This window comes from Bacteroides fragilis (assembly GCF_019583405.1).
In the GTDB taxonomy this organism is placed as follows: domain Bacteria; phylum Bacteroidota; class Bacteroidia; order Bacteroidales; family Bacteroidaceae; genus Bacteroides; species Bacteroides fragilis_B.
Genome location: NZ_SZUU01000001.1, coordinates 810331 through 833285, shown reverse-complemented (window position 1 = coordinate 833285; position 22955 = coordinate 810331). Strand labels below are relative to the sequence as shown.

The following is a 22955-nucleotide window of genomic DNA, read 5'->3' as shown; positions in this document are numbered from 1 at the left end:
AACGATTATGGAATATATATTGATATTTATCTCGGCAATCTTTGTTAATAACATTGTGTTGTCGCAATTTCTGGGAATCTGTCCGTTTCTGGGTGTTTCCAAGAAAGTGGATACAGCGTTGGGTATGAGTGCAGCGGTGGCTTTTGTGCTTACCATTGCCACAATCGTAACGTTCCTGATCCAGAAGTTTGTGCTCGATGCTTTCGGATTGCAGTACTTGCAGACTATTACGTTTATTTTGGTCATTGCGGCACTGGTCCAGATGGTGGAAATTATTCTAAAAAAGGTTTCCCCTGCACTTTATCAGGCACTGGGCGTATTCCTTCCCTTAATTACGACAAACTGTTGTATTTTGGGGGTGGCTATTCTTGTTATCCAAAAAGATTATGATTTATTGACGGGAGTTGTCTATGCATTCTCTACTGCTATCGGTTTTGGCTTGGCCTTGGTGCTTTTTGCCGGACTGCGTGAGCAAATGAGCCTTGTGAAAATTCCCGAAGGTATGAAAGGAACTCCGATTGCTTTAATTACAGCCGGATTGCTGGCTATGGCATTTATGGGATTCTCCGGAGTGGTATAAATCCTGACGACAAACAACTGAAGGATGAGCGGCGGACAGGCTATCGTTAAGGTAGTTCTTCCGTCGCTTTTTCTGTTATTTTGTCTTAATCCACATTAGCATCATGAAATAATATTCGTTTTTTGTGCATTTATCTAAATTTATTTTGTTACATTTGCAAACACTTTACAAGAAAACCGAAAAAACTAACCATTATACACGTTATGAAAGAAAGAATTTTAGTAACAGGCGGAACCGGATATATCGGCTCTCATACTGTTGTAGAGCTGCAAAACAGTGGATACGAAGTAATCATCATTGATAATTTATCTAATTCAAATGCTGATGTCGTAGATAATATCGAAAAGGTATCAGGTATTCGTCCTGTTTTCGAGAAACTGGATTGCTTGGATTTTGACGGTTTAGATGCCGTGTTCAATAAATATAAAGGTATTAAAGCGATTATCCACTTTGCGGCCAGTAAGGCAGTAGGTGAGTCAGTAGAAAAACCATTGCTTTATTATCGTAACAACCTCGTTTCTTTAATAAACTTGCTTGAATTAATGCCCAAACATGGCATTGAGGGCATTGTATTCTCTTCTTCATGTACTGTATATGGTGAACCGGATGAATTGCCTGTAACAGAGAATGCTCTGATAAAGAAAGCTACTTCTCCTTATGGAAATACCAAACAGATTAATGAGGAGATTGTAAGAGATACAGTAGCTTCCGGTGCTCCGATTAATGCAATTTTACTGCGTTATTTTAATCCGATTGGTGCTCATCCGACAGCATTGTTGGGAGAACTTCCTAATGGTGTACCTCAAAATCTTATTCCGTATTTGACTCAGACTGCTATTGGAATTCGCGAAAAATTGAGTGTCTTCGGTGATGATTATGATACACCTGACGGTTCATGTATCCGTGACTTTATCAATGTAGTCGACCTTGCTAAAGCACACGTAATTGCTATTGCACGTATTCTTGAAAAGAAACAAAAAGATAAAGTTGAAACTTTCAATATCGGTACAGGACGTGGAGTTTCAGTTCTTGAACTGATCAACGGATTTGAGAAAGCTACCGGCGTAAAACTGAACTATCAGATTGTTGGACGTCGTGCCGGTGATATTGAAAAGGTATGGGCTAACCCTGATTATGCGAACAATGAATTGGGTTGGAAAGCTCAGGAAACTCTGGAAGATACACTGCGTTCTGCTTGGGCATGGCAGTTGAAACTTCGTGAAAGAGGTATCCAATAAATAAGAATATTGTTTTAATTAACATATAAGACATGAACAAATGTTTTTATACATTTGTTTATAGGATGCAAATCGGCCTGAAGCTGTTTATGTGTATGTGAATATCCATAATTAGTACTTATGCCTCCCCGGCATAGACAGGTAAGATTGCATAGTAGTTTTGTCGTGTTTTATTTTGTGTTTGTGTTGTGACAGTACTACGACGTGAGTCGTGGTACTGTTTTTTTATTATAAACTTTATTTTATCTATGAGATTTTATTTTGTCTGACTATTGGATAGAAAAAACTCTCCTCTTTGAACTCCTTCAAAGAGGAGAGTCGTTATTATTTTACCAATACTACTACCGGGTTTGATTCTTCATTCAAATTCTTCAGGACGCTTAGTTCTTTTTCTATTTTGACTTCCGGATGTTCCTCTAGCCAAGTAAGAATGTCAGCAGCTTGAACCAAAGAGGCACATTCACCTTTTTCATTAAGAAAGCTGGGATTAAAAGGCATAAAATGGGTCAAGTCATCAACGAAGTTATTTTCAGCTAAAGCTATATTAGTCACTTTTGTATTTTTGTCATAAATTCCATTGTACAAGATGTGTTTGTCTGTGTAAAGCCCTCTGATGAACTGGAAATAGAGTAACTTGTCATTCTCGATTGCATAGCTGATCATAATTCGGTCACTGTTATTGTCTGTAAGCGTACGTTCGGAAGCCGGCCAGTAATATTTACCGGTATTGAATATTATGTACTTTTCCAGCTGATTGTGTCTCAATGTGTAGATGGTGTCGGTAAATAATTCTTTGAATCGGATTTCGTCATTACACTTCCATAGTGCCGTATATCCGGGTACACAGATGCTTTGTTTTCCATTGTTATACTGTATTTGAATAATGCCTTCTAACAGTCCGAATCCCTTGCGTACCGAAATGTTGTTGATATCTCCAACCTGTCCTGTTCCTAATTCGGGAATGATATTCGGGATAGTATCTATGTAATTACCCTTATCGGAGAAATATAATACCGAACTGGGACATCTTTGCCCTAATCCTCCTACATAATGCCCTATAATAATGGAATCAGAGAATACAAATCCATTCATTCCGGGACGGTTTATTTGTATATTGCCCGTTGAAGTTTCTGGCGAAGGGATGGTGATGACTCCTGCGAAATTTCCTTTTTGGTCATATTTTACCAATTGGTTGGGATCGCGATTAAAATACAATAACTGGTTTTTAGGATTCAGATATCCGCAAGTACTGCTATAAGCTTCAGGATCGTCTCCTTTGTGCCCTACAGAACAAATAAACTTTCCGGTTTCTTTGTCAAACAGCAAACACTGTTTGCCGTTATAGACCATAATTTTGTCATCCAGAAGTTTGATATTAGGAAAATCTCCGATCAGGCAGGAGTCCGTTGTTTCTAAAGGAATGTATCGGATTGTTTTCCCGAGATCAGATACTTTTAGTTCTGTCAGTTTTTCCATTCCTCCGGCAATATCTATCAGATCGACTTCAGAGGTTTGCTGCGCTCCATTGCAGGAGGCTAACAATAGCATAGCAAAAATGCCGCATGATACAATTTGTCTCTTCATGTTTTTATCATTTAATCAGGTCGTAAAATACCTGTTGTTTGTTATGAAGGACAAATAAACTAAATATTTTAGTGATTAAACTATTGTATGTAGTTAAATAACCAAAATATTTAGTTTGTTATTGTTTTATGATCTATTTCATTAAGATAACGACCGGGTTGGATTCTTCATTTATTCCTTTGATGAAAGAGAACTTGCCGTCTGGATTTACTTCCGGATGTTCTTCCATCCATTCCAGTATAGTGTTTGCCTGAACGAGATCTACATATTCATTGTCAGTATTACAATTCCGGGGATTTAATGGCATAAAATGATCGATATCGTTTACAAAATTTTGTCCTTTGGCTATTTGAGTTATTTGAGTATCTTTATTGTATATGCCGGTATACACTTCTCCTCGTTGTCTGAACTGGAAGATGACCAAAGTGGTACTTTCCATCACATAGTCGATCTTGACTCTTTCGTCATTTTCTTTTTGCTGATATCTTTCTTCTGCCGGATAATGATACTTGCCTGTATTGAAAATCAGATAAGGAGATAATTTATTTTCGGATAAAGTATAGATTGTATCCAGATATGCCTCTTTAAATCGTACTTTTCCGTTATGTTTCCATAGTGTTGAAAGTACTCGCGGTGATTCAATTGCGTCATCATTATTAAAGTATGCTGTCATCATACCATGAACTCCTATATTACCGTAAAGCTCCCGTGCTTTTTCACTTTTTAATATGTTTAATCGTACTACATTAGTGGTGACAGGTATAACCGGGAGTAAAGAAGGGATACTATCTATCACATTTCCTTGTTTGTCAAGAAGTAGGAAAGGAGATTTCTTTTCATTTCCTTGTATTGGCAGGAGACTCAATTGATGACTGACAATTAATGAATCTGTGAAAACAAAACAAGCGGGATTTCTTACTCCCAGGTTTGGGGCAACCTTGACGTCACCCAAGTAGTTGCCTTGCAGGTCGTATCGCATAAGAGTACCGTTCCATCCTATGAAATACAGTTCTCCTGTTATATCGTCAATCCAGAAGGTTGCTTCGCTGTACCCTCCCGGGTCATTGCCTATATGACCGATAGAACGCAGGAATTTTCCACTGTCTTTATCGAAAACCAAACATTGTTTGTTTGTATTTACAATAATGTTATTTTTGAAAACCTGTATATTAGGATTCTCGTTTACTAAACAACTGTCTGTAGTCTCCAATGCCACATAGTTGATCTCTTTAATAAAATCAGATGCTTTAAGTTCTGTCAGGCTCTCTATTTTTCCGGCAATATCTATCTGTCCCGGTGCTTTGGTCTGTTGGGATGGAGATCCGCAAGAGGCTAATAGAAACATGGCACAGCCATACGTTATTAAGTAGTTTTTCATGGTATTATATTTTATGATCAGATTATTTCAATTCGGCTTGGAAACAGAATGCTGCTTCAAAATCCATCTTCGTTATTTTTTCTTCGGGAGAGAATAAACCGAAAACAGATGAACCAGAACCCGACATGGCGGCATATATGGCTCCTTTGCTGTACAATTCTTTTTTTATTTCTTCAATGACAGGGTATTGTGGAAAGACGCTTTCCTCAAAGTCATTGAACATGCAGTTTTTCCATTCGCTTACCGGACGTTTTATAATTTCTTTCAATGAATGATCCGGGTAGTGAGGTTTTATTTGTGAAAAGGCATCTCGGGTCGAGACAAAGACATCCGGTTTTACAAGTACCAACTGATATCCTTTCAATGATAAATCGACTGGGGAAAAAATGTTGCCGATACCCTCTGCAAAGATTGGTTTGTTTTTAATAAAAAAAGCGCAGTCAGCTCCTAATATGGCAGCATACTCTTCCAATTTTTCATCTGCCAGATGTAAATTGAATTTTTCGTTCAACAATTTTAGCATGAAAGCAGCATCTGCCGAGCCACCTCCCAAACCGGCACCCGAAGGAATATGTTTATATAGATAAATGTCTACCGGAGGTAATTGAAATTCCTGTTCCAGCAGCAGGTATGCCTTTACTACCAGGTTGGTTTCCGGCTCCCCGCTGATTTCCAGGCCGGATTGGTGCAGGACAAATTTTTGTTTCGAGTCATTTAATATTGTGATTTCAAGGGCATCCTCCAGAGGTATGGGATAAAATACAGTTTCCAGATTGTGGTATCCGTCCGGACGTTTCTCGGTAATGTTCAGTCCCAGATTTATTTTGGCATTCGGAAATGTAATCATGTCTTTGGGCTATTAGTGATTCGTGATTAATGATTAATGCTGTCTAATGGACGCAAAGTTAAATAAATAATTCAGATTTGATAATGGAAAATTGATAATAGAGAATTATCTTTGCCTACATTTTGTGGATGTGCGCAGCCATCCACTATTCATTTTCTATATTTCAATAAAATACAGATGGCCGAACAAAGAAGAAATACCCGCAGTACTGCTAAGTCTAAGGTGCAACCCGTAAATGATTACGGGCGGATCCAACCGCAAGCGCCGGAACTGGAAGAAGCCGTGCTCGGGGCCTTGATGATTGAAAAAGATGCCTATTCGCTGGTGAGTGAGATTCTCCGTCCGGAATCGTTTTACGAACATAGGCATCAATTGATTTATGCAGCTATTACCGATCTTGCCGTTAATCAAAAACCGGTAGATATTCTTACTGTGAAGGAGCAGCTCAGTAAGCGTGGTGAGCTGGAAGAAGTCGGAGGACCGTTTTATATTACTCAATTGAGCAGTAAAGTGGCATCTTCCGCCCATATTGAATATCATGCCCGTATTATTGCACAAAAATATTTGGCAAGAGAACTCATTACTTTTACAAGTAACATACAGAGTAAGGCTTTTGACGAAACTCTCGATGTAGACGATCTTATGCAAGAGGCCGAAGGAAAACTCTTTGAGATTTCACAGCGGAACATGAAGAAGGACTATACGCAGATCAATCCGATTATTGCCGAGGCTTATGAACAGATTCAGAAAGCCGCCGCACGTACCGATGGTCTGAGCGGATTGGAGAGTGGATATACCAAACTGGATAAGATGACTTCCGGATGGCAGAAATCCGACTTGATAATTATTGCTGCCCGTCCGGCCATGGGTAAAACGGCTTTTGTACTTTCAATGGCTAAGAATATTGCCGTGAATTTCAGGAATCCGGTAGCCTTGTTTTCTCTTGAAATGAGTAACGTTCAGTTGGTCAATCGTCTGATCTCGAACGTTTGTGAAATTCCGAGTGAAAAAATCAAGAGCGGACAATTGGCAGCTTATGAATGGCAACAGCTCGATTATAAATTGAAGGATTTGCTGGATGCACCGCTTTATGTTGATGATACTCCCTCTCTGTCCGTATTTGAGCTTCGAACTAAGGCACGTCGATTGGTTCGTGAGCATGGAGTAAGAATTATTATCATTGACTACTTGCAGTTGATGAACGCCAGCGGTATGGCATTTGGCAGCCGTCAGGAAGAGGTTAGTACTATTTCACGTTCGTTGAAGGGGCTTGCCAAAGAGTTGAATATTCCGATTATTGCTCTGTCTCAGTTGAATCGTGGTGTCGAGAGTCGTGAAGGACTTGAAGGAAAACGTCCTCAGTTGAGTGACCTTCGTGAATCCGGTGCCATTGAGCAGGATGCCGATATGGTGTGTTTCATTCATCGCCCCGAATATTACAAGATATTTCAGGATGATAAAGGAAACGATCTCCGTGGAATGGCCGAAATTATTATCGCTAAGCATCGTAATGGTGCGGTTGGCGATGTTCTGCTACGATTTAAAGGTGAGTATACCCGTTTCCAGAATCCGGATGACGATATGGTAATTCCGTTGCCTGATGCCGGGGCCATGCTTGGATCACGAATGAATAATACCGGAACAGTACCTCCGCCTCCTGCTGAATTTGCCCCTCAGAATAGTAATCCGTTCGGAGGTGGAAATGACGGACCTCTGCCTTTTTAAAAGAGATATTTATTTAATTTTATAATACCATGAAAAGATATTGCCAAACACTCGAATTGTATAATGATTCGGAATTGATTCGTGCTTATGTCGCAGAACATCAGCATGTGTGGCCGGAAATTAAAGCCGGTATCCGTGAAGTCGGGATACTCGATATGCAGATTTATATCCACGAACATACACTCTTTATGATTGTCGATACGGTAGATGAATTCGATTGGATAAAAGATAACGAGCGCTTGGCTAAACTTCCCCGGCAGGCAGAATGGGAGGCTTATATGTCTCGCTTTCAGCGTTCATTGCCCGGACAAGCGTCACATGAGAAGTGGAAAATGATGGAACGTATATTTAAACTCTGACAATATGCAAAAACTACTATCTTTACCGCCCAATCTGGTTCAGTCTTTTCATGAACTGGAGAGGGTGAACCGTACCGATTGGTTTTGTACTTCCGACCCGGTAGGTAAGAAACTTGGTTCCGGTGGTGGAACATCCTGGCTGCTTGAAGAATGTTATAATGAATATTCAGATGGCGCTACTTTTGGAGAGTGGCTTGAAAAAGAAAAAAGAATTCTTCTTCATGCGGGTGGGCAAAGCCGCCGTTTACCCGGCTATGCACCTTCTGGAAAGATTCTCACTCCGGTTCCTGTGTTCCGGTGGGAGAGAGGGCAACATCTGGGACAAAATCTGCTTTCTCTGCAACTTCCCTTATATGAAAAAATCATGTCTTTGGCTCCGGATAAACTCCATACACTGATTGCGAGTGGTGATGTCTATATTCGTTCGGAGAAACCTTTGCAGAGTATTCCCGAAGCGGATGTAGTTTGTTATGGACTGTGGGTCGATCCGTCTCTGGCTACCCATCATGGCGTGTTTGCTTCCGATCGCAAACATCCCGAACAACTCGACTTTATGCTTCAGAAGCCTTCGTTGGCAGAATTGGAATCTTTATCGAAGACCCATTTGTTCCTGATGGACATCGGTATATGGCTTTTGAGTGACCGTGCCGTAGAAATCTTGATGAAACGTTCTCATAAAGAAAGCTCTGAAGAACTAAAGTATTATGATCTTTATTCCGATTTTGGATTAGCTTTGGGAACTCATCCCCGTATTGAAGACGAAGAGGTCAATACGCTATCCGTTGCTATTCTGCCTTTGCCGGGAGGAGAGTTCTATCATTACGGGACCAGTAAAGAACTGATTTCTTCAACTCTTTCCGTACAGAATAAGGTTTACGATCAGCGTCGTATCATGCACCGTAAAGTAAAACCCAATCCGGCTATGTTTGTCCAAAATGCTGTAGTGCGGATACCTCTTTGTGCCGAGAATGCTGATTTATGGATCGAGAACAGTCATATCGGACCAAAGTGGAAGATTGCTTCACGACATATTATTACCGGGGTTCCGGAAAATGACTGGTCATTGGCTGTGCCTGCCGGAGTGTGTGTAGATGTGGTTCCGATGGGTGATAAGGGCTTTGTTGCCCGTCCATACGGTCTGGACGATGTTTTCAAAGGAGATTTGAGAGATTCCAAAACAACCCTGACGGGTATTCCTTTTGGTGAATGGATGTCCAAACGCGGTTTGTCATATACAGATTTGAAAGGACGTACGGACGATTTACAGGCAGCTTCCGTATTCCCTATGGTTAATTCTGTAGAAGAGTTGGGATTGGTGTTGAGGTGGATGTTGTCCGAACCCGAACTGGAGGAAGGAAAGAATATCTGGTTACGTTCCGAACGTTTTTCTGCGGACGAAATTTCGGCAGGTGCCAATCTGAAGCGTTTGTATGCACAACGTGAAGAGTTCAGAAAAGGAAACTGGAAAGCATTGGCCGTTAATCATGAAAAAAGTGTTTTCTATCAACTTGATTTGGCCGATGCGGCTGAAGATTTTGTACGTCTTGGTTTGGATATGCCTGAATTATTGCCTGAGGATGCTCTGCAGATGTCACGCATCCATAACCGGATGTTGCGTGCGCGTATTTTGAAATTAGACGGGAAAGATTATCGTCCGGAAGAACAGGCTGCTTTTGATTTGCTTCGTGACGGCTTGCTGGACGGGATCAGTAATCGTAAGAGTACCCCAAAATTGGATGTATATTCCGATCAGATTGTTTGGGGACGTAGCCCCGTGCGCATCGATATGGCAGGTGGATGGACCGATACTCCTCCTTATTCACTTTATTCGGGAGGAAATGTGGTGAATCTGGCCATTGAGTTGAACGGACAACCTCCCTTACAGGTCTATGTGAAGCCGTGTAAAGACTTCCATATCGTCCTGCGTTCTATCGATATGGGTGCTATGGAAATAGTATCTACGTTTGATGAATTGCAAGATTATAAGAAGATCGGTTCACCTTTCTCTATTCCGAAAGCCGCTCTGTCATTGGCAGGCTTTGCACCTGCGTTTTCTGCTGTATCTTATGCTTCATTGGAGGAACAGCTTAAAGATTTCGGTGCAGGTATTGAAGTGACTTTATTGGCTGCTATTCCTGCCGGTTCCGGTTTGGGCACCAGTTCCATTCTGGCTTCTACCGTACTTGGTGCCATTAACGATTTCTGTGGTTTAGCCTGGGATAAAAATGAGATTTGTCAACGTACTCTTGTCCTTGAACAATTGCTGACTACTGGTGGCGGATGGCAGGATCAGTATGGAGGTGTGTTGCAGGGTGTGAAGCTTCTTCAGACTGAGGCCGGCTTTGCTCAAAGTCCATTGGTGCGTTGGCTGCCCGATCATTTATTTACGCATCCTGAATATAAAGACTGTCACTTGCTTTATTATACCGGTATAACTCGTACGGCAAAAGGGATCTTGGCAGAAATAGTCAGTTCCATGTTCCTCAATTCATCGTTGCATCTCAATTTACTCTCGGAAATGAAGGCGCATGCATTGGATATGAATGAAGCTATACAGCGTGGAAGTTTTGTTGAGTTTGGCCGTTTGGTAGGAAAAACCTGGGAACAAAACAAAGCATTGGATAGCGGAACAAATCCTCCGGCTGTGGAGGCAATTATCGATCTGATAAAAGATTATACCTTGGGATATAAATTGCCGGGAGCCGGTGGTGGCGGGTACCTATATATGGTAGCGAAAGATCCGCAAGCTGCTGTTCGTATTCGTAAGATACTGACTGAGAATGCTCCTAATCCTCGTGCACGCTTCGTTGAAATGACGCTGTCGGATAAGGGGTTCCAAGTATCACGATCATAAAATCATTATTAGTCGACGGGAGGTAAATACTTTATCTCTCGTCGACTTCTTTTTCCATTCCTCATTAAGTTTGCCTCTTCTGTTATTCTGATAGTAAAATAGAGATTCTGATATCTTTAAGTCTGCTTTTTTCTTGTTTTAAAAACTCTGTTGTCTTGAGAAAGTGATGAAATAGCAAGTGATGGAGCATTAACTTGCCTTTAATTCGTTTCTTCATACGTGTACTCTTCATACGATGTTAACTTCGTCTTTGCAAAACATTAACTTCTTGTGAAGAAAAAGTTAGTTATAAGAAAATACGAAGTTAACTTCGTATAGTTACGAAGTTCATTTTCATTGAAAATCCTCCTACTTTTTGCCTGGCGGTTTCATTTATTGAACAAAAACTATAGAATTCTTTTCTGTAGCATAGGTCAATATGAATCATTTCTGAATGTTATTCTGGAGGTATAGGATGCCTTTGCCGTTGCTTACTGATTGAAATTAGTGCATGTTTATCGATCTTTTGACAGGTGATCTGATTTATTTGGTGGAGATATGATATTGGTGAAAATAGAATCCCGGTGTTTTTTATAACAACTTAGTCAGTGGTCCGTAAATAAGGGATTCCTGAGGCTACTCAAAATACAATGTGACAGAATGCTTTTGGGAGTATATAGTTTCTAAACCTTTATAGATGGAATAATGAAGATTTTATCTTATTGTGTAATTTGTTTATAATCAGTATGTTATGTGGTAAATACGAAAAGGATAAAAAGAGTGAATTCTTTTGTAATTAACTGATAGTCAGTGGTGAATGTGTTTCAAAAGACGTTCGTTTAATAGCACAAAGGTATAAACTAAATTTTGATGTGCAAAATATTTTTAGATGAAAAAGTAAATAGACTTCTTTATGTACTGATTATCAGATAATAATCTGGTAATAAAAACAGCTTTTTACTTATTTTGTATGTGGTCTTTTATCTCCATAATTGATGTTTCAAAAGACGAACGTTTTTTGAAACATCAATTGATCGAATTCGTTCGTTTCCACCTAAAATAAGTCATAAAAAATCTTGCAGTTTGGCTGAGAAAAAGAGTCTCACCCAACTGCGAAGCATACCCGGACTTAAGTAAATCACTCAGGAATATTCCTTCTAAATGTCTCAACAACAAGAATATTGGTTCGCTGCCCGTACCCGTAAGGATCAGGAGCTTACTACTCGTGACGCATTAGAGAAAATAGGTGTCGAGTATTTTTTGCCGACCCAATTTGTCATTCGTCAATTGAAATATCGCCGGCATCGTGTAGAAGTTCCTGTCATTCGTAATCTTATTTTTGTACATGCTACCAAAGAGTTTGCTTGTGCTATTGCCAACGAATACGGGGTGCGTCTTTTCTATATGCGTGATTTTGACACTAAGAGTATGCTTATTGTTCCCGATAAGCAGATGAAAGATTTTATGTTTGTCATGAATCTCGATCCTGTTGCTGTTATCCTCAACGATGATTGTTTCGCAGTTGGCACCAAAGTACAAGTCATCAAGGGAGATTTTTGTGGAGTTGAAGGTGAACTGGCCAGTCTTTCTAATCGTACTTATGTCACTATCCGAATTCGTGGCGTTTTATCTGCCAGTGTCAAGGTTCCTAAAAGCTACCTTCGCATTCTCGCACCGTAATCAGTAATATTTTATCATATAAAATGAATACTCTTATGACCCAGATTCATGAGCTGCAACATGTGGCTCACGAATTATTGTATTTGGGTGCTGACGGTTCTCCTATCTATGCCGACAGTTTCCGTCAATTAAACACTGAAGTGCTTCAAAAATCTGATGCTTTGTTTGCTTTGAAAGGAGAAAATCCGGAAGAAGAAGCACGACTTTGCCTGGCTCTCTTGATGGGCTACAATGCAACAATCTATGATTATGGCGACAAGGAGTCTAAGAAACAGGTTATTCTGGATCGTTCCTTGCTTGTGTTAGAGTCTCTCCCGTCTTCTTTGCTCAAGTGTCAGCTTTTGACATATTGTTATGGAGAAGTTTTTGAAGAAGAGTTGGCAAAGGAAGCTCATGCAATTATAGATTACTGGGATAATAAAACTTTATCGATAGATGAACAGGAGACTGTAGATATGCTGAAGATGATAGAGGAAAATCAGTATCCAAATAATTACATAGATTAATTTTTAACCTATAATTTATTGTCATGAAAGGTATTGTCTTGGCCGGTGGTTCGGGCACTCGCTTATATCCGATCACCAAAGGAGTCAGTAAGCAGTTGCTTCCGATATTTGATAAGCCGATGATCTATTATCCTATCTCTGTACTTATGTTGGCAGGGATTCGTGAAATATTGATTATCTCCACTCCATACGATTTACCCGGCTTTCAACGTTTGCTGGGTGACGGTTCTGACTTTGGAGTACGATTTGAGTACGCCGAGCAACCTTCTCCTGACGGCTTGGCACAGGCATTTATTATTGGTGAGAAGTTTATAGGTGGTGATTCTGTATGCCTGGTTCTTGGCGATAATATCTTTTATGGGCAAAGTTTTACCCGTATGCTGCGTGAAGCAGTCCATACAGCCGAATCAGAGAACAAAGCCACTGTTTTTGGTTATTGGGTAAGCGATCCCGAACGCTATGGTGTAGCTGAGTTTGACAAGGCTGGGAATGTTCTCAGTATCGAAGAGAAACCTGCTGTTCCTAAGTCCAATTATGCCGTTGTGGGTCTTTATTTTTATCCTAATAAAGTGGTGGAAGTAGCCAAGAGTATTCAGCCTTCCCCTCGTGGAGAATTGGAAATCACGACGGTCAATCAACGGTTCCTGTCCGATCGAGAACTGAAGGTCCAGCTTTTGGGGCGCGGCTTTGCCTGGTTGGATACAGGTACTCATGATTCTTTGTCCGAAGCAAGTACATTTATCGAGGTTATTGAAAAACGTCAGGGTTTGAAAGTGGCCTGTTTGGAAGGCATAGCCCTGAGGCAAGGCTGGATTTCTCCTGAAGAGATGAAAGCATTGGCAGGTCCGATGCTGAAGAATCAATATGGACAATATCTGTTGAAAGTTATCGATGAATTATCCATAAAGTAGAATTTTTATTCCAATGAATATAATAACAACATCAATCGAAGGTCTTGTTATCCTTGAGCCCCGTCTGTTTCAGGATGACCGTGGTTACTTTTTCGAATCCTTCAATCAGGGGGAGTTCGAATCAAAGGTATGTCAAACGACTTTTGTCCAGGACAATGAATCCAAATCGAGCTACGGTGTCATTCGCGGTCTCCATTTTCAGAAACCTCCTTTTGCCCAAAGCAAACTGGTACGAGTGATTAAGGGTGCAGTTCTTGATGTGGCTGTCGATATCCGCAAGGGTTCTCCCACATTTGGAAAACATGTTTCGGTTGAATTGACAGAAGACAATCACCGTCAGTTTTTTATTCCGCGTGGCTTCGCACATGGTTTTAGTGTGCTGAGCGAAGAGGTCATCTTCCAATACAAGTGTGATAGTTTCTATCATCCGGAAGCTGAAGGGGCGATTGCCTGGAATGATCCGGATTTGAATATCGACTGGAAGATACCACAAGACCGGGTTATATTGAGTGGTAAAGACTACACACATCCTCTGTTACATAACATAGAACTACAGTTTGATATAAACAATACATTATATGAGTAAGAAAGAAACACTCAAGCAACAAATTCTCGATTTAACCCGGGAATACTACAAAGAGGTTCACGGTTCCTCCCCCTCCTTCGAACCCGGTAAGAGTTTTGTCAACTACGGTGGTCGCTATTTCGATGACCGCGAACTGGTGAACCTGGTTGACTCGTCCCTTGACTTCTGGCTGACCGCCGGTCCCTGGGCCCGGAAGTTTGAAATCCGTTTTGCCGCATGGCTGGGTGTGAAGTATTGCTCCCTGACTAACTCGGGCTCTTCGGCCAACCTTCTCGCCTTTATGGCCCTGACCTCGCCGCAGTTGGGTGAGCGCAGGATCAGGCGGGGCGATGAAGTGATCACGGTAGCCTGCGGCTTTCCCACAACGGTGACCCCCTGCATCCAGTATGGTGCTATTCCCGTTTTCGTGGATGTCACTATCCCTGAATATAATATTGACGTGACTCAACTGGAAGCCGCATTATCTCCCAAAACTAAAGCGGTAATGATTGCCCACTCTTTGGGTAACCCGTTTGATTTGCAGGCTGTCAAAGATTTCTGTGATAAACATAACCTCTGGTTGGTAGAGGATAATTGCGATGCCCTTGGCTCTACTTATACAATCGACGGTGTAGAAAAGAAAACAGGTACGATCGGCCATATCGGCACAAGTAGCTTTTATCCTCCACACCACATGACGATGGGAGAGGGCGGTGCTGTCTATACCGATGATCCTCTGCTGCACAAACTGGTCAACTCTTTCCGTGACTGGGGCCGTGACTGCTGGTGCATCGGGGGTGTTGACAACACGTGCAAATACCGTTTCAGCAAACAGTTCGGCGACCTCCCGGTAGGTTACGACCATAAATATGTCTATTCCCATTTCGGGTATAACCTGAAAGTGACCGATATGCAGGCCGCCATCGGCTGTGCCCAGCTTGAGAAGCTGGACTCCATTGTCGAAGCCCGGCGGTCGAACTTCGCCTACCTGAAAAAAGGCCTTGCGGGTACATCTGGCCTTATCCTTCCCGAAGCGCAGAAGAACTCCGACCCGAGCTGGTTCGGCTTCCTTATTTCGGTGAAGGAAGATGCGGGCTTCACCCGTAACGACCTTTCCCAACACCTGGAGAGCAGGAAGATCCAGACACGCAACCTGTTTGCGGGCAACCTACTGAAGCATCCCGCCTTTGATGAAATGCGCTCCACGGGTGAGGGCTACCGCGTAATCGGCAATCTGGAAGGTACTGATTACGTTATGAATCATACCCTCTGGATCGGTGTCTATCCGGGTATGACCCGTGCCATGCTCGACCACATGATCGGTACGATCCGTGACTTTGTCTCTTCCCATAAGTAATTTCCGGTTATTAACCTTCAGTAATCTGTCAAGCATAATGAAAGCTGTCATTTTAGCCGGTGGCTTCGGCACCCGCCTGAGCGAAGCCACTAACCTGATCCCCAAACCTATGGTGGAGATCGGTGGTAAACCCATCCTCTGGCATATCATGAAAACCTACAGCCATTACGGCATCAACGATTTCGTGATCTGCTGCGGTTATAAACAATATATCATCAAGGAGTATTTCGCCAACTATTTCCGCCATAACAGCGATATGACCGTGGACCTTTCCAACAATACGACCACCATTCTGGATAACCATTCCGAGAACTGGAAAGTCACGATGGTCGATACCGGGCTGAACACCCAAACGGGCGGGCGTATCCGGCGTGTACAGAAATATCTCGGGAACGAACGTTTCCTGCTGACCTATGGTGACGGTGTCACCGACCTGAACATCGGTGATACCCTGAAGGCTCACGAGTCTTCGGGCTGCCTCCTTTCCCTTACGGCCTACAAACCCGGTGGTAAGTTCGGCGCCCTGCAGCTCGATCTCGATACGGACAAGGTCCTCTCTTTCCAGGAGAAGCCCGACGGGGACCGTAACTGGATCAATGCGGGCTATTTTGTGTGTGAACCCGAAGTGTTCGATTATATCCCTGAGGGTGACTCCACCATCTTTGAGCGGCAACCCCTCGAGTCTATAGCCAAGGCGGGCCGGATGCACGCTTTCCGCCATACGGGTTTCTGGAAACCGATGGATACTCTGAGAGACAATACAGAATTGAATGAAATGTGGGATCAGGGAGTCGCTCCCTGGAAAGTGTGGTAAGCCGTATGGGAATTGATATATTTGATAATTTTTATCGGGGCAAACGTGTCCTTGTCACCGGTCATACGGGTTTTAAAGGTAGCTGGCTCTCCATCTGGTTGCATGAATTGGGGGCCGAGGTGATTGGTGTGGCTCAAGACCCTTTTACGGCTCGAGACAATTTCGTACTTTCCGGTATCGGCGAGAAAATTAAGGCCGACCTTCGTGCCGATATCCGCGATGGTGAGCGTATAAAGGCTATCTTTCAGGAATATCAACCTGAGATTGTTTTTCATCTTGCTGCCCAACCTCTGGTTCGCTTGAGTTATGACATCCCTGTTGAAACCTACGAAACCAATGTAATGGGAACAATCCATGTTCTTGAGGCAGTCCGTTCTACGGATAGCGTGAAGGTAGGTGTGATGATTACCACAGATAAATGTTACGAGAATAAAGAGCAAATCTGGGGCTATCGTGAAAACGAGCCTATGGGCGGTTATGACCCTTATTCCAGTAGCAAGGGAGCCGCTGAGATTGCTATTGCTTCATGGCGTCGCTCTTTCTTTCACCCCGAGCAATACGATAAACACGGAAAATCCATCGCCAGTGTAAGAGCTGGTAACGTTATCGGTGGTGGAGACTGGGCCTTGGACCGTATCATTCCGGACTGCATCAAGGCTTTGGAATCTGGAGCGGCTATCGATATCCGAAGTCCGAAAGCTATCCGTCCCTGGCAGCATGTACTTGAACCGTTGAGCGGTTATATGCTGCTCGCGCAGAAGATGTGGAGTGATCCTACGAGATACTGTGAAGGCTGGAACTTCGGTCCGAGAGCCGAGTCAATCTCTACTGTATGGGATGTGGCTACGAAAGTAGTGAATAATTACGGTTCCGGTGAACTTCGTGACCTTTCTGATCCGCATGCGTTGCATGAAGCGAAGTTGTTAATGCTGGATATTTCGAAGGCAAAATTCCGTTTAGGTTGGGAACCGAAGATGAATATTGAGCAGACGGTTGAGTTGACGGTGGACTGGTATAAAAGATACCGGAAAGAAGAGGTATATGATGTTTGTGTTGACCAGATAAAAAATATTTATTAAAATGAAGATATTATTGACGGGGGCGACTGGTTTTTTAGGATCGCATATTGCAGAAGCCTTGCTGGCAAACGGTGTTAATCTGATGATAACTAAACGGTCAATGTCTTCGTTGAACAATTGCACCTCTTTCATTGATCATGTACAAGTCATAAACTCGGATAACCCTATCTGGATATCCCAAGCTTGTTCTTTTAGCCCTGATATTATTATTCATTCAGCCTGGACGGGGGTTCTGTCTGGCAATAGAGACGATTGGCCGGTCCAACTGTCTAACATTGACTTTATGAATTCTTTGCTTTATATAGCAGAGAAAAGTAACGTTTCTAAATTTATAGCTTTGGGTAGTCAGGCCGAATATGGGGATTTTGATGGGATAGTCTCTGAAAATGCCGGCTTGTTTCCTGTCAATAGCTATGGATACGTGAAGTCCATGGTTTCTCGGATGGTTGGTTCTTTCTGTGATTTACGTGGGATTGATTGGTACTGGTTAAGAGTTTTTTCCGTATACGGAGAGCGGGAGTCAAACCAATGGCTGATCCCCGGTCTTTTGACTAATATGCTTGACAATATGGCTGGTATGGATCTGACTTTAGGGCAACAACGCTACGCTTATTTATATGTGAAGGACTTTGCCAATGCCGTAATGAAAGTATGTTCAGGGAAAGCTCCCTGCGGTGTCTATAATTTATCATCTTCTACTGCGATCGAATTAAGAGTACTTCTTGAACATTTGAGAGATAGATTAAATCCGGCTTTTGAGTTGCGTTTTGGTGCGTTGCCCTATCGTGCCGGTCAACCAATGTTGGTGCAAGGTGATGTGTCGAAATTTGTAAAGTCGTTTGGGCACTTTGAGAATACACCGTTAAATGCCGGTTTGGAGTATACTATCACTTATTATAAAAAACAACATGAAAGTATCTGACTATATAATATCGTATATCGAGTCCCGGGGAGTACATGTCATATTCGGATATATAGGTGGAATGATCACCCATCTGGTCGATTCTGTTTCTCAGAATCCGAATATGCAATTTATTCAAACTTACCACGAACAGACCGCTGCTATCGCTGCAGAAGGCTTTGCGAAAGAATCCGGACTTTTTGGAGTTGCTATTTCGACCAGTGGTCCTGGAGCTACTAATATGATGACGGGTATTGCTGACGCATATTTTGACTCTATTCCGGTTCTTTATATAACGGGCCAGGTAAATACATATGAATACAAATATGATAAGCCTGTCCGTCAGCTAGGTTTTCAGGAGACGGATATTGTAAGTATGGTTAAGCCGGTCACTAAATATGCCAAATTGATAGATAAGGCTGAAGATATTAAATATGAACTGGATAAAGCCTTATATATTGCTTTGTCGGGTAGAAAAGGGCCTGTACTGCTGGATCTGCCAATGGATATCCAACGGGAGGAAATTAATCCGGAAACATTGATCGGATATTCCGGTGAGAGTATTTTAAATAATCCTTTGATAGCCTGGGAGGAAATCAGGTTATTAATGGAGTCGTCCCATCGTCCCATGTTGCTTTTAGGGGCAGGATGTTGCAATTCGGATATGGTTTTGCTGAATGATTTCATAAGACGGCACCATTTCCCGGTTATTACTTCTTTAATGGGTAGAGGGGCTATTGATGAAACATACGATAATTATATTGGGATGATAGGCAGTTATGGCAACCGTTGTGCTAACATGGGCGTTGCCAATGCCGATTTGCTGATTGCATTAGGAACCAGATTGGATACTCGACAAACCGGTGCCCGGTTGGATCAATTTTTATCAAATGGGCACATCATTCATGTTGATATTGATGACAACGAACTGGAATATCATCGTTTATTGAATCGTAAAAAAGTGAATTGTACCATTGATTGTTTTCTACAGAAGGAAAAAGAAATGCCGGTTTCTTTAGGGGACATTTCAGAGTGGAATTTTTTCCTGCATGGGCTCAAGAAACGATATGGTCAGGATGAAGAAATAGAGCGTTTTGTTGAAAACAAATCTCCATATCGCTTCATGCAATATTTTGATTCGCTGACCCAAACCGACGATGTTATATGTGCGGATATAGGTCAGAATCAAATGTGGGCGGCTCAAACCTTACGGTTAAAATCCGGGCAAAAATTTGTAACAAGTGGCGGACTTGCTCCAATGGGCTTTTCATTACCGGTAGCCATCGGGTGTTCGTTTGCCAATCCAAATAAGAAAGTTTTTTCCATAAATGGTGATGGAGGTTTTCATATGGCTATCCAGTCTTTGATGCTTATTTCTCAATATGATCTTCCTATTAAGGTAATAATATTGAATAATGCTTCTTTAGGTATGATTACTCAATTTCAACATTTGTATTTTGGTGATCGAATGTGTGGAACTACTTTGAATGGAGGCTACAGAGTGCCGGATATTAAATCTCTCTCTACGGCTTATGGCTTACCTTATTTTAGATTGACTGTTGATCGGTTGGATGATCCTGATTTGCGGGAAGAGATGCAGGCAGCCCACAACTGTATTATTGAATGTGTGGTAGAAGGCTTGACTAGTGTTTCTCCGAAATTGGAATATGATAAGCCTATTTCCAAGCCTTTACCTTTATTGCCAGAAGAAGAATATAAAGAGAATATGCTATTTTAGATTTGATTATATATCTAGGAGTTGTATAGTCTTAAATATATATATAGTCAATAAATTGAGTATTTGTTTATAAGGACAATGCAGAGCTATCTGGAGTAATAACAAAATAATTCTTTATGTTTTGTAGCTAAGCGCTTAGTGGAGTTATTTTTCTCTTCTCTTTATTATAAGACATTTGATTGGTATAGAATAGAGGCTTTATATACATTTAGCAGTCGAACTACTATTTGGATTATTTTTTGATATAGGAATGATTTATTGTAAATAATTGAAAATCATCTGGGGCTAAATGCTCAGTAGTGATTTATAATAGATAATATATGATTATCCCTTTGATAAATTCAAGGAGGAAATCTGCTATGATAAATTCAAGTATCGGATTTATTACGCAGATGGTGCTATTGATCCTTCAATTTTTTTGTCGTCAGATTTTCTTGCATTATTTAAGTATTGAATATTTGGGAATTAGTGGGACATTTACCTCTTTGTTGGATACTTTGTCATTAACTGAGTTAGGGTTTCAAACAGCTATTGTTTACGGTCTCTATAAGCCACTAAAAGAAGGAAGTATACAACAAATCAATAGCATTATTAATATATTAAGAGTTATTTATAAATATATTGGACTATTTTTTCTTTTGATCACAATTTTTGTAACACCTTTTGTTGGCTATTTTTTGTCAGGAATAGAGGTCACAACAAGTATATATGTTTTCTTTGCTATTCAATCAGTTAGTGTTGCCATATCATATTTTGGTGCTTATAGAAGAGCTTTATTATTTGCAGATCAGAAAGACTATATAGCAAAAATTTCTGATACAGTTTGTTCTACAGTATTTATAGCTATTCAGATCCTAGTGATAGTTGCTTATCGTGATTTTGCTTTATTTTTGATTGTAAATGTTTTTAAAATTTTCTCTTCGAATTTGATTGTACACCTTTTATCTAAGAGGCTTTATCCTTTTTTGCATAAAGAGAAAATAAATATTGAAAAATTCAGAGAAATATGGGGAAATACAAAGAATGTATTTGTTGGTAAAATGGCTGCATATGTCTATTCTTCAACAGATAATTTAATTATATCTGTATGTATTAATACTGTTTCTGTTGGGCTGATTGGAAACTACAAGTTATTAATTCAAGGATTAATGAGATTGGCTAATGGTGTGTTTAGCCCGATAGGACCTATTATTGGGAATTTATTATTAGAAGAAAATAATAGTAGGAAGGAAGAGATATTTAGGACCTATAATTTTATACGTTTTTTGATAACCGCATCTATACTTTCACCAACTATGATTCTTATTAATAGTTTTATCGCTGTATGGATTGGAGAACAATATGTAATGACGGAAGGAGTTGTTGCATTACTAATAATTGATGTATATATTAGTCTTGTTTACTCTTCTTGTTGTGACTTCCTTTCAGCCGCAGGACTCTTTAAACAAGATAGAAAGATAGCCTTGTTAGGAGCTTCTATAAATTTTATTACTTCTATTATTTTAGCTTATATTTGTGGAATTGAAGGTGTTTTATTGGGGACAATAATTAGTCAGTTTTGGTTTTGGGGTGCTAGAAGCTATTTGGTATATTCATCTTGTTTCGGGGTATTTGATAAAAAAAAATATAAGAAATATTGGAAGATGAATATAGTTTATATACTTATTGCTGTTATGTCTTTTTGTCTATCTAATTTTATTTGTCATTTCTATAATTTTGATTGGTTTGTACATTTTCTTTTAAGTGGAATTACAAGTATGTTTGTAACTTGTATATTAATATTGATTCTTTTATGTAGAACCCAGGAATCAGCTGAATGCATTGCTGTTTTTTTTCGTCTCTTACGTAAAATTTATAAGATAAATTCTTAATATGAGTAATCTATGATGATAGTTAGTTTTTTTGGAGGATTAGCCAGCCAGATGGATCAATATGCTTTTTATCAAGCATTAAAGTTTCATTATCCCGATGTGAGTATAAAGATGGATATTTTTAATTTGTTTCCTATAGAACATAATGGATTTGAATTAGATACAGTGTTTAATATCGAAAGAAATGAATGTAGGTGGATTGATGTAGTAACACTTGCTGATATTTTCCCTCTTAAAAAACGCTATTTTCTGCCACGCTACTTAAATAAAGTGCGACAGATCTTTTTAGGAGTAAAAGAATCTTGGATAACGCCTGATGATCCTACAGCTTTTTATAAAGATGTTTTTGAATTAAATCCCTTAAGGCCTTATCTTTTTTTTGGTAATTGGAGTCATGAGAATTATAAGAAAGGAATTGAGGCAAGATTACGTTCAGATTTTAAATTTAAAGAAGAATTGACTGGATTTAACTTGGATTTTGCCCAAAAAATTCAAGAATCGGAATCGGTAAGTATTCATGTTAGGCGTGGAGATTATAAAAAATGTAATTTTCCAATGTTGGATTTGAACTATTATAAAGCAGCCGTGGATATAATAAGTCATAATGTGAATAATCCATTGTTTTTTATTTTTTCTGATGATATCGAATATGTGAGATCTCATTTTTCCTTTTTAAGTAATTATGTGATAATTCAAGGTAATTGTAGGGAAAAAAGCTATATTGATATGCAATTAATGAGTCTTTGTAGACATAATATAATAGCTAATAGTGGGTTTAGTTATTGGGGGGCATGGCTTAATACCAATCCGCAAAAAATTGTAATAGCTCCTAAGAATCATGTAAAATGGTGTAAATATCCTATCGCATGTCATGATTGGACTCTTATAGACAATTGTATTTAAATAAGGTGAAGCAAGCGCCTATATTGTTATGTCTGTTTTGATTTGTTTGGAAAATAATATACTGATCATTAATTTGTGATATTAAA

General features: G+C 40.4%; 19 protein-coding genes. 16 read left to right on the top strand and 3 right to left on the bottom strand.

Features of this window, described 5'->3' with window-relative positions; translation table 11 throughout:
- The first annotated feature begins 7 nt into the window (after positions 1–7).
- Together rsxA and galE are read left to right on the top strand one after the other, a co-directional pair.
- The gene (gene rsxA, locus FDF36_RS03595; RefSeq protein ID WP_005778198.1) at positions 8–580 is read left to right on the top strand and encodes an electron transport complex subunit RsxA; all 573 of its coding nucleotides are present in this window, start codon (positions 8–10) and stop codon (positions 578–580) included.
- A gap of 203 nt (positions 581–783) precedes the next feature.
- Entirely contained in the window at positions 784–1818 is a 1035-nt protein-coding gene (gene galE, locus FDF36_RS03590; RefSeq protein WP_220390357.1) for a UDP-glucose 4-epimerase GalE, read from the top strand.
- A 324-nt stretch (positions 1819–2142) separates the two neighbouring features.
- On the opposite strand, the gene FDF36_RS03585 is transcribed toward galE, so the two are convergent.
- The 3 genes from FDF36_RS03585 to ispE all read right to left on the bottom strand — a co-directional run bounded on the left by FDF36_RS03585 (position 2143) and on the right by ispE (position 5627).
- Entirely contained in the window at positions 2143–3402 is a 1260-nt protein-coding gene (locus FDF36_RS03585; RefSeq protein ID WP_220390356.1) for a DUF4934 domain-containing protein, read from the bottom strand.
- A 133-nt stretch (positions 3403–3535) separates the two neighbouring features.
- Positions 3536–4780 (bottom strand): 6-bladed beta-propeller, encoded by a 1245-nt coding sequence (locus tag FDF36_RS03580; RefSeq protein WP_220390355.1) that lies wholly within the window; start codon positions 4778–4780, stop codon positions 3536–3538.
- A gap of 22 nt (positions 4781–4802) precedes the next feature.
- A complete protein-coding gene (gene ispE, locus FDF36_RS03575) occupies positions 4803–5627 on the bottom strand; it encodes a 4-(cytidine 5'-diphospho)-2-C-methyl-D-erythritol kinase (protein WP_220390354.1) in 825 nt (274 codons plus the stop codon).
- A 177-nt stretch (positions 5628–5804) separates the two neighbouring features.
- Here ispE and dnaB point away from each other — a divergent pair, with 177 nt between their 5' ends.
- From dnaB to FDF36_RS03505, 14 genes are all read left to right on the top strand, one after another.
- Complete coding sequence (gene dnaB / locus FDF36_RS03570; protein WP_005788141.1) at positions 5805–7352, top strand: replicative DNA helicase; 1548 nt, start codon at positions 5805–5807, stop codon at positions 7350–7352.
- 29 nt (positions 7353–7381) lie between these two features.
- Positions 7382–7711: an L-rhamnose mutarotase gene (locus tag FDF36_RS03565; RefSeq protein WP_005788139.1), complete on the top strand. Its 330-nt coding sequence runs from the start codon at positions 7382–7384 to the stop codon at positions 7709–7711.
- 4 nt (positions 7712–7715) lie between these two features.
- Positions 7716–10565: a bifunctional fucokinase/fucose-1-phosphate guanylyltransferase gene (locus tag FDF36_RS03560; RefSeq protein ID WP_220390353.1), complete on the top strand. Its 2850-nt coding sequence runs from the start codon at positions 7716–7718 to the stop codon at positions 10563–10565.
- Between the two features lie 1140 nt (positions 10566–11705).
- Complete coding sequence (gene upeY / locus FDF36_RS03555) at positions 11706–12224, top strand: capsular polysaccharide transcription antiterminator UpeY (protein WP_220390352.1); 519 nt, start codon at positions 11706–11708, stop codon at positions 12222–12224.
- 35 nt (positions 12225–12259) lie between these two features.
- Positions 12260–12730 carry a UpxZ family transcription anti-terminator antagonist gene (locus tag FDF36_RS03550; RefSeq protein WP_181996477.1) on the top strand — a complete coding sequence of 157 codons (471 nt, stop codon included), beginning with the start codon at positions 12260–12262 and terminating at the stop codon, positions 12728–12730.
- A 23-nt stretch (positions 12731–12753) separates the two neighbouring features.
- Positions 12754–13641, top strand: coding sequence for a glucose-1-phosphate thymidylyltransferase RfbA (gene rfbA, locus FDF36_RS03545; protein ID WP_220390351.1), 888 nt, complete (start codon positions 12754–12756; stop codon positions 13639–13641).
- Positions 13642–13654: 13 nt separating this feature from the next.
- Positions 13655–14227, top strand: a complete 573-nt coding sequence (gene rfbC / locus FDF36_RS03540; RefSeq protein WP_220390350.1) for a dTDP-4-dehydrorhamnose 3,5-epimerase — start codon at positions 13655–13657, stop codon at positions 14225–14227.
- Complete coding sequence (gene rfbH / locus FDF36_RS03535; protein WP_220390349.1) at positions 14220–15563, top strand: lipopolysaccharide biosynthesis protein RfbH; 1344 nt, start codon at positions 14220–14222, stop codon at positions 15561–15563. The genes rfbC and rfbH overlap by 8 nt, the downstream gene beginning before the upstream one ends.
- Positions 15564–15600: 37 nt before the next feature.
- A complete protein-coding gene (rfbF, locus tag FDF36_RS03530) occupies positions 15601–16377 on the top strand; it encodes a glucose-1-phosphate cytidylyltransferase (protein ID WP_005781149.1) in 777 nt (258 codons plus the stop codon).
- A gap of 5 nt (positions 16378–16382) precedes the next feature.
- Positions 16383–17456 (top strand): CDP-glucose 4,6-dehydratase, encoded by a 1074-nt coding sequence (gene rfbG, locus FDF36_RS03525; protein ID WP_220390348.1) that lies wholly within the window; start codon positions 16383–16385, stop codon positions 17454–17456.
- A 1-nt stretch (position 17457) separates the two neighbouring features.
- Positions 17458–18378 (top strand): NAD-dependent epimerase/dehydratase family protein, encoded by a 921-nt coding sequence (locus FDF36_RS03520; RefSeq protein WP_220390347.1) that lies wholly within the window; start codon positions 17458–17460, stop codon positions 18376–18378.
- Positions 18365–20095 carry a thiamine pyrophosphate-binding protein gene (locus FDF36_RS03515; RefSeq protein ID WP_220390346.1) on the top strand — a complete coding sequence of 577 codons (1731 nt, stop codon included), beginning with the start codon at positions 18365–18367 and terminating at the stop codon, positions 20093–20095. The genes FDF36_RS03520 and FDF36_RS03515 overlap by 14 nt, the downstream gene beginning before the upstream one ends.
- A gap of 320 nt (positions 20096–20415) precedes the next feature.
- Entirely contained in the window at positions 20416–21966 is a 1551-nt protein-coding gene (locus FDF36_RS03510; RefSeq protein WP_220390345.1) for a lipopolysaccharide biosynthesis protein, read from the top strand.
- Positions 21967–21978: 12 nt separating this feature from the next.
- Positions 21979–22869, top strand: coding sequence for an alpha-1,2-fucosyltransferase (locus FDF36_RS03505; RefSeq protein WP_220390344.1), 891 nt, complete (start codon positions 21979–21981; stop codon positions 22867–22869).
- Positions 22870–22955: the final 86 nt, after the last annotated feature.

What these genes read in the sequence shown, in the direction of transcription:
- rfbH (WP_220390349.1), top strand. Translation starts at nt 14,220, where the DNA reads ATGAGTAAGAAAGAAACACTCAAGCAACAAATTCTCGATTTAACCCGG.
- FDF36_RS03550 (WP_181996477.1), top strand. Translation starts at nt 12,260, where the DNA reads ATGACCCAGATTCATGAGCTGCAACATGTGGCTCACGAATTATTGTAT.
- rfbF (WP_005781149.1), top strand. Translation starts at nt 15,601, where the DNA reads ATGAAAGCTGTCATTTTAGCCGGTGGCTTCGGCACCCGCCTGAGCGAA.
- FDF36_RS03565 (WP_005788139.1), top strand. Translation starts at nt 7,382, where the DNA reads ATGAAAAGATATTGCCAAACACTCGAATTGTATAATGATTCGGAATTG.
- FDF36_RS03520 (WP_220390347.1), top strand. Translation starts at nt 17,458, where the DNA reads ATGAAGATATTATTGACGGGGGCGACTGGTTTTTTAGGATCGCATATT.
- rsxA (WP_005778198.1), top strand. Translation starts at nt 8, where the DNA reads ATGGAATATATATTGATATTTATCTCGGCAATCTTTGTTAATAACATT.
- rfbG (WP_220390348.1), top strand. Translation starts at nt 16,383, where the DNA reads ATGGGAATTGATATATTTGATAATTTTTATCGGGGCAAACGTGTCCTT.
- FDF36_RS03515 (WP_220390346.1), top strand. Translation starts at nt 18,365, where the DNA reads ATGAAAGTATCTGACTATATAATATCGTATATCGAGTCCCGGGGAGTA.
- FDF36_RS03585 (WP_220390356.1), bottom strand. Translation starts at nt 3,402, where the DNA reads ATGAAGAGACAAATTGTATCATGCGGCATTTTTGCTATGCTATTGTTA.
- dnaB (WP_005788141.1), top strand. Translation starts at nt 5,805, where the DNA reads ATGGCCGAACAAAGAAGAAATACCCGCAGTACTGCTAAGTCTAAGGTG.
- FDF36_RS03560 (WP_220390353.1), top strand. Translation starts at nt 7,716, where the DNA reads ATGCAAAAACTACTATCTTTACCGCCCAATCTGGTTCAGTCTTTTCAT.
- FDF36_RS03580 (WP_220390355.1), bottom strand. Translation starts at nt 4,780, where the DNA reads ATGAAAAACTACTTAATAACGTATGGCTGTGCCATGTTTCTATTAGCC.
- FDF36_RS03505 (WP_220390344.1), top strand. Translation starts at nt 21,979, where the DNA reads ATGATGATAGTTAGTTTTTTTGGAGGATTAGCCAGCCAGATGGATCAA.
- rfbC (WP_220390350.1), top strand. Translation starts at nt 13,655, where the DNA reads ATGAATATAATAACAACATCAATCGAAGGTCTTGTTATCCTTGAGCCC.
- upeY (WP_220390352.1), top strand. Translation starts at nt 11,706, where the DNA reads ATGTCTCAACAACAAGAATATTGGTTCGCTGCCCGTACCCGTAAGGAT.
- FDF36_RS03510 (WP_220390345.1), top strand. Translation starts at nt 20,416, where the DNA reads ATGATTATCCCTTTGATAAATTCAAGGAGGAAATCTGCTATGATAAAT.
- ispE (WP_220390354.1), bottom strand. Translation starts at nt 5,627, where the DNA reads ATGATTACATTTCCGAATGCCAAAATAAATCTGGGACTGAACATTACC.
- rfbA (WP_220390351.1), top strand. Translation starts at nt 12,754, where the DNA reads ATGAAAGGTATTGTCTTGGCCGGTGGTTCGGGCACTCGCTTATATCCG.
- galE (WP_220390357.1), top strand. Translation starts at nt 784, where the DNA reads ATGAAAGAAAGAATTTTAGTAACAGGCGGAACCGGATATATCGGCTCT.